Here is a 13641-nt window from a genome sequence, read left to right on the forward strand (position 1 = left end):
ACGGTTTGGACGAGAAAGTGCACCAAAAATCATAAATATGCACCACTTTTTCCGTACTCGTCTATTTCAACAAGTACTCATAAACATTGATTTACCTAAGTTTTCACTTATGAATGGTAAGTTTTTTCCACACGGGTTGGACGAAGTGGTGCAGATCCATGGTGCATTTTTCCCACACGGGTTGGACGAAGTGGCACGAATTTGTGGTGCATTTTCATGGTATTTTTTATAAAATTTTTTCAAAACGTTGATATATCAAGTTTAATCTGACACACGGGTTGGACGAAATGATAGGAATGGTAATTTCGAATAGTACAAAACTACCTTTTTTCCACACGGGTTGGACGTAAAAATCTTACATTGGTGCATTTTAGAGCATTTTGGGGCACGGGTTGGACGAAGTGGTGCAAATTCGTGGTGCATTTTTATTTTAAATAGATTACTATAAACTTATATAAGTTTATAGACGTATTTTTTTAAAGGAGGATATAAATGAGCGATTTAAAAACGAGAACAAGAATAGGCAATACTTTAGATAAAAATTTACTAGAAAAGTTAAAAGAACTTTCTAATGCTACTCGTATTCCTATGTCTCGCTTGTTAGATGAAGCTGTAGAAGACTTGATTCAAAAACATAATACGCTAACTCCTTCTGGGCATTAAGAAGAACCTAATGAAAAGGTAAAGGAGGTCCATAGTTGATTGCAGTCAATTATTCAGAAATTGAAGATCAATTAATTTTACCGTATCAATTATTAAAGATTGCTATATTTGAAGAAACAAAACATCTTTTTGAAGAACGGCCAAAGATAATAGAAAAGTGGTACAAAGAAGCCTATCAGATGACGGAAGATGAGATCAGGAATCAATATCCTCCTAACGGAATGAGTCCGAGTTTTAAGGCATTATATTTTTTCCTTACAGAAGGGTTATATTTTCAAAAGCATATTACAAAATACATGATTAAAGAAGCCGTTCTAAGATATTGGGAAACCATTGTTACTAACATATCGAGTTATATATATAATGAATTTCCTGAAGAGGTTAATCTGAGTTTAAACGAAAAAACGATTGACCAAACCATCGAACAGGATTATTTACTTACCAGTATGGATAATGACTATCATATGATACGGAATATTGTAGCGAAAAAGAAAGAATTTAAAGAAAGGGGTGCGGGGCAATTGGCTGCTGATCTAATTGATAATAAAGGCAACTTTAGAGGAATGGCTGAACTCCGTCCCACTCAAACAACACACAATGCATTGAAGGAAGATCAAGAAGATCTTTGGATACGGTTGGTTGATTCTGCTTATAATGCATTGGATGAATGGACAGCTGATGTTTTTGATTTGATCACCTATCTATGGCTAGTATCGCCTAAAAACAACGAAGGATATATTGAATTTCATAGTAACGATGCCCTGCGATTAAGGCAAACGTTGGACTCTGAGGAAAATGCAAAAGAGTTGATCATTCGAGAACGAGACCGCTTTAATATTATGAAAAGGGTTGTCGCTTTATCAAGCATGTGGGTGTCATTAAGCGATGGGAAGGTTATCACTCAAGAGGATAAACAGTATGATTTCCAAGATTTTAAGCGAATGTTTGATATTGGTGCTCTACGTGTGGCCTATGACAAGAATACAGGTGAAGCACAAGGGATCTATGCGTTACAAATTAAACCAACAGCCATACTTACTCCTTTAATAAATGCCTCTAGCCAAATGATTGGTTTGTTACATATAAAGGTGTTTCAATATAGCCATCAAACACAAAAAGAACATAAACGACTGCTGCGATACATTGATCGACAATGGAAAATGCGAATCCGACTCAAATCAAAATTGACACAACCTTTTAAAATATCAACGTTATTAAAAGAGATGGATGTACCGATTCGGTATAACTGGAGTGACAAAAAAGATAAGTTGGAAAATGTATTGGATGATTTTAAAACAGATGGCGTCATAAAGAATTGGGAGTATAAAGAATCCTTTGATGAATCAGTTGTAGGCAAAAAAGGCTGGTATAAGGAATGGATCAACTATAATATTATTATTTATCCAACAGACAACTTGCTCGAAGGATATAAAAAACATGTGGAACTCCCCTCTCAAGCGATACTGGATCAAACCATCTTAGAAAAAATGCACCAAATTAGTCCAAAAAATATTTCTTTAGGAACGGAAGAAGAAAGATTTGTGAGCAGTTCAAAGTCTGCCATGAGAGAATCAGCTTCAACTGTAGAGGCAGAAGTTATTGAAAAAACACAAAAGATAGGAAACCTTAAAAATAATGACCAGGAGAAAGCTTTCCAAATTGAACAGCAAGCTTTTGATTTTGATCTAAAAGAAATTAAATTATCGCCCGAAGCCATGGAGCAAATGATGAATCATTTAAATATGAGTATTCGACACGCAGCTGAAGAAATTGGGATTGCCCACACTACTCTCTCTCGGTACCTAAGGAAAGAAAAGAAGCGTCAAAACAATAAAAATGATGAAAAAATGCTAAATTGGCTAAAAGAAAAAACTTTAATTGGTGTAAAAAAATCAATAACTAAACTCCACTGAGCTACCCATCATAATACAGATGGGTTTTATTTTTGCATACATTTTGCATACATTATTGACTTTTGCATGCAAATTGAATACAATGAGGAGGAAAATTTATGAAAGACATGAAAATTGAGGAGGAAAATATTTTTATGACAAGATTTGTGTCCATTGATATTGGAAATGATGCATTAAAGGGCTTTTTAGGTAGTTTAGACAACCAGATACATATCCCGAATGTCATAGCTCAAGCACCTGACCGTGAAATTGTGGAAATGGAGAAAAACCCACTAAACGCGCTACATGTTGAAATTACATCCTCCGCCTTAAAAAATAAAAATGGAAGTTTTGCCGTCGGAAAATTAGCAGCAAAATATCCAAACAATGACGAACTAACACCTGACCAAGATAAATCGGATACCGATCAGCCCATTATTATGCTTCTAACAGCTCTAGCTTATGATGCAGTTAAACATTTTCCTGAAGAAGATGGCGTAATTGAGGCTTCTTATTATCTTTCAACAGGCTTACCTTTAGACGAAACGAAAAGAGGAAAAGCAAAGGATTTTAGGAAAAAACTAAAAACATCCCAACATGAAGTAAAATTCTTAAAGACTCCTTCCCTTGAAGGGATAATCGTTCGAATTAAATTCGAACAAGTTCTAGTTAATACAGAGGGATTTGCTGCATTTGTCGATTTAACAACAAATGATGATGGATCAACAAAAAACCAAGAATTAATCGGTAAAACGATCTTAATTAACGATATTGGTGGTCTGTCTACTGATTCTGCCATTATTACAGCTGAAGCCGAAGTTGACAATGAATACAGCAACGGCATTAAAAAAGGCGTTTCGACTTATTTGGATAACATTATCCGTAAAGTTTATTCAAAATACAAATACACGATTAAAAGCCGTCGTACATTAGTCGATATTATCACGAACAAACAACCGGAGGAACAATACCACATATGGGTAAACGGTAATCGTGTTTCCATTAAAGAAATTGTAGATGAAGAATTATCAACCTTAGCCAAAGAAGAATATAAATTGATTAAAGATATGTGGCGGAATGTCCCAGAGATCCGTTTTGCTTATCAAATTGGTGGAGGTTCGCTCGTTCTTAAGCCTTATCTGACAGAAATAAATCAAGCAGATAATAATTATCCCCTTCGTTTCGTTTCCGAAGAAGATAGCGTCTGGATGATTGCAAAAGCCTACTATAAAATTTTACTAATGTATTTACAAAACAAGGGAATTACGATTTCAGAAGTTGCCACGACTAAAGAGTGAGAACAGTCATGGAAGAATTTGAACCTGGTAAAACCATTTCTTTTCGATTACCATCAGACACCCCACCCCATGTCAGTAAATACTTAAGTGGCAGAAAGAAAATACTAGGCCGTAAATTCAGCAGTGAGATCGCCCCTATATTTGTGGATGCCATTGCCAAAAAGGCCTTAGAAACAGAGAATGTTGACCAAATAAATATATTGCTTCCTCAAGGTTTAACGCAGGAACAAAAAGATTGGCTGAATCAGCCAAATACAAAAGCTCTTATTAGCCAATTGCTTTATCAAGTAGTCACAAGACCGACCGTTGGTTTTGATTTCAATCAGCAGATAGTAAAAGAGGAAGAGGAAGAATCTAATCCCTCCCCTTTTAAAGTCAATCGCACACTACAGAATTTCGCCCAAAAAACATTTCTGAATTTTGTCGATGATGATGACTAACTCCATCTTTTAGATGGAGTTTTTTCTATATAGACAAAATCAGTCAAAATTAGAGAAAGGATATTTCATATAGAAAGTCAAATACACTAATTAATTTAAACACACGAGAGTGTATACTTTACATTTGTTCTATAAATCCATAAATGTGGATCCACAAAAAACTTAGTTCTACATATCATCCAATTGCTTTTCTTAAATCATCTTTAATTGATAAATATTATCAATTATAAGAATATGTAGACTACCTATGTTCTATATTCTACATATTCTTCACAGATTAGAGACTACTTGTAGTCATCGTAATACACTGCTCCATAAAACATTCAACGCCATGCTTTTTGAACTTTAAAGACACTTAAATAAATGTAGCCTATATATGCCCTGTGTTCTACAATTGTTCCATAAATTTTAGATATAAATCTTACGAATACATTGTTTACATATAATTAACTTATTTTTCTTAATCCCTTTTAATTGATAATGTTTATCAATTAAAAGGATGTGGACCACTTATAATCTGTATTCTACATATTCTTTACAATTTAGAGACTACTTGTAGTCATCACAATACATATGATCCACAAATAAGTCATCTTGTTAATACCACGTTTTTTATAATTTTGAAGAAATACATAAAAATGTGGAGTACTTGTGCTTTATGTTCTACAATTGTTCTATAAACTTCTTCTAAAAAACGAACTAAAACCCGAAAATTAACAGGTGGCCTCTCTTATCGTCCAGTGTTTTTTAGTTATCAATAGCTAACCTCTATCATTCATTAAATGATGTAGACCATCTGTGTTTTGTATTCTATATATCGTTTATAATTTAGAGACTACATATAGCCTTTACAATACATATGATTCACAAAATACTCGGGTATCCGAATTGAAGTTTCAAGGAGGTAAAAAAATGAGTGATAAAAAGTTTTGGAAAATAAGTGATTTTGTAGAGGAATTAAACATGCACCTAGATCAGTCAAATACACATATTAACACGATAGATGGATGGTTTAAACGATTAGAGAAAGAACATCTTCATTATGTTAACCGTACGTTTGATACAAATGAAAAAGTGTACGATGAATTAGACTTAAAAATTGCGGTGTTTATCAAGAAAAGAAGGGAAGAAAAATGGTCTCTAACAGCTATTGCAAATGATCTCCCTAACTTTTTTGAGTTAAGACCTTTTCCAATGAAGGAAGAAACACCAGCACCACATGTAGACAACTTGGAGACCTTGAAAAGGCAAGTAACTGAAGAAGTAAAAAAGGCATTCGAAGAAATTGCTGTAACGAAGGTCGAGGAGTTAAAAAGTCACTATGAGAAACTCCTAAATACCTTACCTCAACCTTTGTCACCTGAAGAGCGTAGAGAAGAGCGTTTCCAAGAGATCGTAATAAGAAAAAGGGTAGAGATTCAATTAGAAAAAGAAGCAAACGAAGCATGGTCTCAGTTACCTGAAACAGAGCGTATGAAAAAAGCTGGATTTTTTAGAAAAGAAGTGGACTTTGAAAAGAAGGGGCAATTTATCCGCGACTATGTAGATAAGCATTTTGAAAACCGTCTTCGAGAAAAAATGGACTTAAAACAATAAAAATTTTAAGACTTTAGTGTACATATTTGTAGTCTACATGTGTTTAAATAGACACATGTAGACTACAATAATTCAAAAATATCACTTGTGAACTTTTGAACATGAGAAAATTAAAGTTTTATGTTGCCCAATTGTACGAACCTTTAGGATATATATTCTACAAAAGAGGGGATTCTCATTAGACCCGCTTTTGTATAGTTCCTAAACTTTCCGCATTGAATGATTTTTTCGGTTTTTCCCATGTAGCCAAAAAAGATGAGCATTCCAAAGAATACGATGTAAACAAGCATTAACCTTTCCTAATGAGAACCAATCAAAAACTTGTTTATTTCTCCAAACACACTTTTTTAAAAAAGCGAGCTGCAAAGCTGTTCCTTCTTTGAATAAAAAAGCGCCTTAAGGCGCTTTACTTTAAATATGCATTTTTAGTATCCCTCTAGCATACGCTAAGAGCGAAGCGTCGCTTTAGCAGCGCGCTCATAGCGAATTGCCATCCCTATTAGCAGGAGATGGCTTATTTTATTTTTAGGACAATACATAAGGACACACATAGCGCTCATAGGCTTTAAAGAAGGGAGAGGGCGCTTATGCCAAGAGAAAACGTGCGTGTAAAAAGCGTTCATTTTAACATTACCAAGCCGGACGATGCATTAATGCTGAAATCCATCGGGAGAAAAAACTTTAGCAAATACGTCAAAAAACTAATTAAAGAAGATATTGAACGGAAAAAAGAACACTCGAATCAAAAGGTGATTAAGGAAAGTGGTGGTATCAAATTTACATTAGATTAATTAAGTATCCCTAAATCCGTTAAAACTTTTACCACGAGACCTGCGGCTCCAGTTACAACCAAACCCCATCCGATCAACGTTGTCATATAAATAACTCCTTTTCGTTATAATCTTGCTTCTAGAATGCCCAAAAACAAGGAGGTTATGTATCATGTTTTTTTCGGAAAAAGTGGAAACTGTTGGTGGAATTAAGGATTTTTTGAAGGTAAGCCCGGCTAAGAAAAAAATGCTTTTAGATGGCTTGACCGGGTTAGGAATTGGAGCCATCGCAACCACGCTCCAAGCACCGCAACAAGCCGTGCCTGCGATGGCTATTCCTACGCCAGTTTTGGGCTTAGGAGTAGCAGACAAAATCATTCACGCATTCGACCCCATTGTTCAACTACTCCAGGGACTCAGTTATCCCGTATGCTTCATTATGCTAAGCGCCGGATTTTTAGTCATTATGACGGGGAATCGGCAAAAAGGACTGAACATCATCAAGTGGGCAGCTTTGGGGTACATCGGAATGCAATTCGCACCAGCAATCATGGCAATCCTGGTCGAAGTCGGGAAAGCGATCGGAAAATGATTCATTTAAAAATCACACCGGATAGCCGGTTAGATAATAAAAATGTAGAACATTTAGCGCAATCCCTTTGTATTTACTTGAGTCCACTGGAAAGATGGAACGGAAAAGGATTTAACCGCAGCCCTTTTATGAGCTTCGAAACCATTTTAGAAAAAGGTAATACACAATATGTTTTAACGGTGCCAAAAGAACTCGAAAGCTTGGCGAAAAAAACACTGGAAACCACATGGAGTAAATCAGCGGTTGAAGTAACTGAAGATCCATTCACCCTTCCACCCGTATTGACCTCCCAATTATCATACAATTATCACTACATGTTTTCTCTAAAAGTCGATAAAAGAAGTTTAGGCGCCATTCCGAGCATGTTAGAAACAATTAACGCCTTGGAAAAAAACGAGAAAATATATATCCAAACCATTAGCACTCCTGCAGAAAGAGATTGGTTTGTCAGTGCAGCCAATGCATATGAGCGTTTTCGAAAAGGGGAAATGCCTCAAAAGTTGAAGTTTGATAAAAAACAAATTGCCAGCACATCGGTTAAAATTGCTGCTTATGTGGCGCTGGAAGCGGCAAGCATTACAACGGAACTAATCACCGGAAAAGAAATGGAGAAAGTGGATCTAAACAGTGGAGAGCGTGCCATGATTTTAAAAGATGGGAAGCTCAGTTCTGCGACATTAAACAAAACAAAAGGAGATGCCTATGTCACAGAAATTCGAATTGGTGTAGTTGCACCGCCAAACCGGGCCATGGCTTTAATGCGAATGGTAACCATGTCATTCCGGGAGCTGGACGGGGAAAATTATCTCTTGCCCTATACAACGAAGCCGAAAAAAGCATGGGAAAAAATGATGGAAAGAAAAATAGGGGGCTTTATTAATAAAGATTACTTTTCGATTCCAGAAATCAGCCGGTTTCATTTGCTGCCGACGGGTGATTTGCAAGAAAAATACCACATCCCACATATTGATAATTTGGAACTTGAAATCCCTAAAATTTTGACCAAAGAAGGACTTTATTTAGGGGATGCCGAGGTGAAAAAGAAGAAAATAAGGATTTATGAATCCATTAAAAATCATGATATTTTATGCCTTCCCAGGATTGTTATCGGTGGAATGGGTTCTGGTAAAACAAAAGGCTATGCAGCCAACTTTATTGTGGAATGCGTTAAAAATGGATTCGGGGCATTAGCAATCGATCCAGCAAAAGGAGAAATTTATAAAGAAGTCTCAACTGTTTTAAACTCTGACTGGGTAACAAAAATCCAGCTCGGTGAAGTTCCTTTCTCCCTGGACTGGAGAGAAGTGGAACGAAGCCCAAAAGCTAAAAACCGCCTTGCTAATACCATATTAGGATTTTTTCATACATCAAATGAGGAAGCAGGAGCGCAAACCTCTAGGTACATCCGAGCAGCTGTGATGGCAATGAAGACAGGGAAACTAAGTGAAATTATAAGAATTTTTGAAGACAATAAATATCGGGAAAATTTGATTCAAACAATGCCGAACAGCCTTCATAAACTAACACTTGAGAATTTCGGAAAAGAAAGTGAGAAACGAAGAGCACAAATTTTATCTCCAATTTACAATCGACTTGATATTATCCTTGGGGACCAATATCTATCCGAATGCATGGAATCCAATAAAGGAATTGATTTAGTCGAAATAATGGAACAAAAGAAAGCAGTTATTATCAATGTTCCTAAAAAGGAATTGGGTCCGGAAGCAGTAGATTTAATTGCAAGTCTTATTTCCAGTAAGTTAGACCTGGCCATGACACTTAGAGACGAAGAAAAGCAGCACCCTTTCTTTGCTGTATATGATGAACCGCACCAATTTTTAAAAAGTGCGAAAACGTGGAAGTCTGCAGCTGTTGAAAGCCGGAAATGGCGCTTAGGATATGTTTGGTTATTTCATTCGTGGGAACAAATCCCGAATGATTTGGCGGAAATCATTAAAGCAGCTGGACCTCATTACATCATCTACAACAGCAGCAAAAAAACGTTCAAGGATTTAGCTGAAGAAATCACACCTTTTACGGTGCAGGATGGATTAAAATTAAAATTGCATCATGCAATTAATGTACTTAGAGCTGGAAATGGAATTCAGAAACCATTTCTTGCGATGATGGCGGAACCTCCGAGTTTAAAAAAAACTCCTTACTATGGTCCATAGTGTAGAACATTGAACAATTGAAAAGCACTCATGAACCCAGGCAGGCACCAGTACAGAAAAAGGATGAACAGAACAGATAAAAATAAATGTAAATGGATCTGTCACTCATTCCTGATCGATAGCAATTCGAGGAGCCCGTAATGGCTCTTTTTTTATTGCAAATTCCAAGGACACCAAAAAATCATAACAAATTATATCAATATGACTATTTTGACAACAATCTTCCGAAGAGGGACGAAAAAAAAAGTAAAAAAATTTTTTACAGCACCTAAAACGGTTTGGTGTACGTAGAAGGGCGCTAAATCCTTGTCGTTCGATTTCAGTAATAATTGGCACTATAGACAACGATAAAAAGAGTAAGTACACTATTTATACAAGCTATTTCGATTCGATAAAACGTTGGTCATCCCATAAGAAATGGGGGTGACAGTATAACGCTATATCAGCTTTTATCCCTTATTCCTGAATACGGACATTGGATTGAAGGAACAATTGCTTTAGCCTTATCAATATCCGTTGCAAAGAAAAAGAAGTAGCTCTTAACACCACTGCCATGGTTAGCTACTCCCTTTGCGTAACAATACAGATCAACTTTATCAGTTGAAAAGCTTGTCATCCCCAAGTGTTCCAACACTGTGGGGAATTTTTTAAATTATAAATATATTATAGCACGGTTAATTCAAATTAATCACATTTAGCTCCTACGTTTAGTACCAGCCCCTCCTACGCTGAATTGATTTCCAAACGGCTTAAAGGTTGAAAATTACAGGATAGCCCGGATTTTAATTAATTGATTAATTAATTGAAAAAACATCTTTAGGTTCCTTTGCCACATTTTAAAAACCAACAATCGTGATATATTGGATGAATAAGGAAAAAAAGAGGGGATTTTACGTACTTATGCCAGTAAATTCAAACAAATATCATCAATCTTTTCTGCAATATCATATTGCTTTTTTCACTAAAAACAACATTCCATTCGAAACCAAAGAAATTAATTTTATTAGAAATTATTTCAAAAACGTTTCGCTTTCACATGAATTTAAGATAATGGGAATGGAGTTTGATATGAATAGTGTAATACTTACTATTGACTGTCAAACTACTCACTATATTCCCAATCTTATTAAAGCCCTTAAAGGGGGATCCGCTAGGTTTTTGTACAAGGAATTTCCAGATTCCAAAATAACTCATGGGAGTAGCCTATGGGATACCCGGTATATAATTTCAACAGAAAATGAACGGTTTGAACAAATGATTAAACAATATAGGGGTTCCACGTTAGTTGAAGCAGAAATATAAATAAAACAAAAAAGCTTGGCGATCAATAATGCCAGGCTTTCGTTAAATGACTGCCATTCCGGGAGGATTCCAATCGCATTGCGGGTGCATCCGCACGCCACGTTTATCTAGAAAACGCATTCTGATATACTCCCAGCTCGCTCACAAACAGTAGCAACTATTTACCCAAATCTAAAAAAATATCTCGCAGGGTGATAAAAACTGCGGAGACGCCTACTCCTGTTTAGTAATTCTCATCAAAGCGCCGTTGCTTTTATAAATAAAATTTAAAACCTGCGTAAATAAAGACTAAATGAATAAACCACCCCTGGTTACATTAGCATATGTTCGGATGAAAGTTAAATTCACCGTTGTAAGTCATCGGCGCCGTTGGACTTTCGATCCATTTCTTTCATAATGTCTGTAATTTCTTCGCCATTGCAAATAGCCTGGTGCAGCTCCTTGACCTCCATTTCTCGTTTGATTTGCTGCCACCAATCGAATGTTACCTTATGCGGTTTCCTACCTTTCAATGGGAAGCTTGCTTGTTGTAAAATCAGGCTGCCGCTTCCAGCTGATCTGTAAATAATTTTAATGCTTGCTCTCATTAACGTTCCCCTCAAAAAAATAAATCTTGAATATTTTAAGCAATTTAGTGCAAACTAAAATACCTTGGTTTCCCTCTAAAGAACCTTCTAACGCTCCACTTTTGAGATTACTCATCCTTAACCTGATTTCTCAATAGATGGAGTTTTATTATGGTTTTTTTAATAATTAAGGAAACAAAACAGTTGTATCAAAGAAAATAAGGTTATTTAATTGTGCATATTGTGAAAGCAAAAGTCAGAAACTTCATTATTGAATGACAAAAATTCTTTTATTGAACAATAATGTTAATTTACTCATATTTCAAGCGAGTTTTTAGAAAATGAATGGAATTCAATATTTTTTAAGTGCTAATAGGCTCCGAGAGTGCAACCGGAGCCTGAGTAACATACTATACTCAAGAACAAGGAATTAAAAAATATTATACCTAACTTTCCCTTTTATATAAGCTGTTATTTAATCCGTATTTGTTCAACTGCTTTGACGCTGGGTCCGAATGATCATTGGACCTTTTTTGTCATTTTGGATGTTTTCAAGATACTTCGTTAGATATTTCTCAGTGATTCGTCTGGGGACAAAACCTAAACGCGACCGAATGATATTTTCCACAATAAACGCCTTTTTAGTGAAATAAATGTAATCCCGTCCTGATTCCTTTTCAACTTTTTTAAAATCATTGCTGCCGGCATCACCAGCCCGACGAAACACATGCATATGATGATACATGTCATTCCGTTCTTGCCGTATCATTTTAAGCAAGCACAGCAGCTCAAAGGTGGATAGCGTCATGATTTCCGGTGTTGTCTTGTCAATATGAGCAGCCAAGGCAAACTCACGAAATCGGACATCTAGGCGCTCATGATTTTCTTTAACAATCCTGGCATCAAGTTTCATACAACAAAAATCACAATAGTAATGCTGCCGATCCATTCTTTCTATGTTAGTGCCGCAATATGGACATGTTTTCATTACAGATCCCTCTCCTTTGAGTCTGCTTTTTTAAGAACTTCCCGCATTTACCAATGGATTTACGCCCACCTAATTACTAAATATTTTATCTTTCTCGAATCATCTTTCAAAGGCTTTAGGTTGCTTAGCAACCGTCAAGCAGGACTCGATGCCTGCTTTTATCAAGAAAAAACGAACGTTTTTTTCTCCATCCGAGAAGCAATACCGGCACCGTACTAGCCGGTGTTGTTGGTCTTATATGGATAAAATCCGCGTTTTTACAAGTATTCTCAACAACGGTTTTTTAAGTAATATTGATCAAATAATTTCTATCACTTCCGTATGGATAATGTTTTCAGCTGTCAGTTCACATTCAAGGATCCTATCTAATTCATAATGATCTTTCCAATCAAAGTCTTTGGAAACCATATGTTCTGCCTGTTCTTCGTTTTTGGCCACTACAATCGATACCCTTTGCAGGCCCTTTGCAAAATAAACAACTTGAAAAACTTTCATTTTTTCCACTCCTTTTTCGATAGTTCAAGTTCAACATGTTCAATTGATCCTCCACCGGCTTCTAAAGCCGGTGGATTGATTGTGCTTGTGATTTTTATATATTACTGTTTTTATTTAATTTTCGTCGTTATAGCTAACTCCTAAAATATAATCTACTGCTTTTTGTGCCTGACTGGCTGCTTTCACGATTAATGTTTTATCATCTTTTAATTTTCGCAACCAAGACTGTATATAAGCAGCTGAGTTGTCAAAAGTCACATCCACGAAACCGGCTAAACCTGTTAACATACTTGCTCCAATCTCTGCCACAAGTTCTTCTTGTGAATATTCTTCTGAGCCAAAATGGGCTGTAGCTGAAGTGATTCCGATTCTTTTTAATCTGCTGGTATGGCCCGTGCTGTGGGTGAGTTCGTGGAAAGTTGTGGCGTAATATTCTTCAACTTGTCTAAAATCTTTCATCGGTGGAATGTTTATGTGGTCTATACTAGGTTGATAATAGGCTCTGCCACTGTTATAGCTGAAGCTAGGAGAATTTATATACCCTTTTATAATGTTTTCAGCTTCTTCTATTGGGTCATGTTCAAAAGTTTCTTCTTCTTGACGCTTGCTCTCAATGCCCTCACATTGATTGATATTAAAAACCCTGTAGTATCGAAGGAAGGGGATTTTTTCTTCTTTGCCTGTATCTTTATTTTCTGTTTCAATCCACTTCCAGAAAACCACAATTTCTGATTTTGCTCCTTTTTTGACTTTTCCTTTTGCTTCCTGAACCTGTTTGAAAGAAACATACTCACCTGGATCTAATAACATTGTATTAATTCCTCTGTATGGCTTTTGAGTTTTCCAGTTTACTGCGACGTTGCCA

General features: G+C 36.0%; 13 protein-coding genes. 9 read left to right on the forward strand and 4 right to left on the reverse strand.

Features of this window, described 5'->3' with window-relative positions; translation table 11 throughout:
* Nucleotides 1-492: 492 nt before the first annotated feature.
* From JN080_RS18090 to tnpA, 9 genes are all read left to right on the forward strand, one after another.
* Nucleotides 493-663, forward strand: a complete 171-nt coding sequence (locus JN080_RS18090; protein ID WP_256237384.1) for a ribbon-helix-helix domain-containing protein — start codon at nt 493-495, stop codon at nt 661-663.
* A gap of 35 nt (nt 664-698) precedes the next feature.
* A complete protein-coding gene (locus JN080_RS18095) occupies nt 699-2576 on the forward strand; it encodes a helix-turn-helix domain-containing protein (protein WP_256237385.1) in 1878 nt (625 codons plus the stop codon).
* A 98-nt stretch (nt 2577-2674) separates the two neighbouring features.
* Nucleotides 2675-3853, forward strand: a complete 1179-nt coding sequence (locus tag JN080_RS18100) for a ParM/StbA family protein (RefSeq protein WP_256237386.1) — start codon at nt 2675-2677, stop codon at nt 3851-3853.
* Nucleotides 3854-3861: 8 nt separating this feature from the next.
* On the forward strand, nt 3862-4293 hold the full coding sequence (locus tag JN080_RS18105) for a hypothetical protein (protein WP_256237387.1): 432 nt from the start codon (nt 3862-3864) through the stop codon (nt 4291-4293).
* 912 nt (nt 4294-5205) lie between these two features.
* The gene (locus tag JN080_RS18110) at nt 5206-5889 is read left to right on the forward strand and encodes a MerR family transcriptional regulator (RefSeq protein WP_256237388.1); all 684 of its coding nucleotides are present in this window, start codon (nt 5206-5208) and stop codon (nt 5887-5889) included.
* Between the two features lie 587 nt (nt 5890-6476).
* Nucleotides 6477-6680 carry a hypothetical protein gene (locus tag JN080_RS18115; RefSeq protein ID WP_256237389.1) on the forward strand — a complete coding sequence of 68 codons (204 nt, stop codon included), beginning with the start codon at nt 6477-6479 and terminating at the stop codon, nt 6678-6680.
* Nucleotides 6681-6831: 151 nt separating this feature from the next.
* The gene (locus JN080_RS18120; protein ID WP_256237390.1) at nt 6832-7251 is read left to right on the forward strand and encodes a hypothetical protein; all 420 of its coding nucleotides are present in this window, start codon (nt 6832-6834) and stop codon (nt 7249-7251) included.
* On the forward strand, nt 7248-9425 hold the full coding sequence (locus tag JN080_RS18125; protein WP_256237391.1) for a type IV secretory system conjugative DNA transfer family protein: 2178 nt from the start codon (nt 7248-7250) through the stop codon (nt 9423-9425). The genes JN080_RS18120 and JN080_RS18125 overlap by 4 nt, the downstream gene beginning before the upstream one ends.
* A gap of 864 nt (nt 9426-10289) precedes the next feature.
* Nucleotides 10290-10727, forward strand: a complete 438-nt coding sequence (gene tnpA / locus JN080_RS18130) for an IS200/IS605 family transposase (RefSeq protein ID WP_256237392.1) — start codon at nt 10290-10292, stop codon at nt 10725-10727.
* A gap of 344 nt (nt 10728-11071) precedes the next feature.
* Here tnpA and JN080_RS18135 read toward each other — a convergent pair whose 3' ends face one another.
* From JN080_RS18135 to JN080_RS18150, 4 genes are all read right to left on the reverse strand, one after another.
* Nucleotides 11072-11314, reverse strand: a complete 243-nt coding sequence (locus JN080_RS18135) for a hypothetical protein (protein ID WP_256237393.1) — start codon at nt 11312-11314, stop codon at nt 11072-11074.
* A 469-nt stretch (nt 11315-11783) separates the two neighbouring features.
* On the reverse strand, nt 11784-12281 hold the full coding sequence (locus JN080_RS18140) for a hypothetical protein (protein ID WP_256237394.1): 498 nt from the start codon (nt 12279-12281) through the stop codon (nt 11784-11786).
* Nucleotides 12282-12578: 297 nt separating this feature from the next.
* Nucleotides 12579-12776: a hypothetical protein gene (locus JN080_RS18145; protein WP_256237395.1), complete on the reverse strand. Its 198-nt coding sequence runs from the start codon at nt 12774-12776 to the stop codon at nt 12579-12581.
* Between the two features lie 114 nt (nt 12777-12890).
* On the reverse strand, nt 12891-13641 hold a 751-nt coding region (locus JN080_RS18150; protein WP_375141689.1), incomplete at its 5' end, for an ArdC family protein.

Source organism: Bacillus sp. EB600, assembly GCF_024494385.1.
GTDB lineage: Bacteria > Bacillota > Bacilli > Bacillales > Cytobacillaceae > JAEVLT01.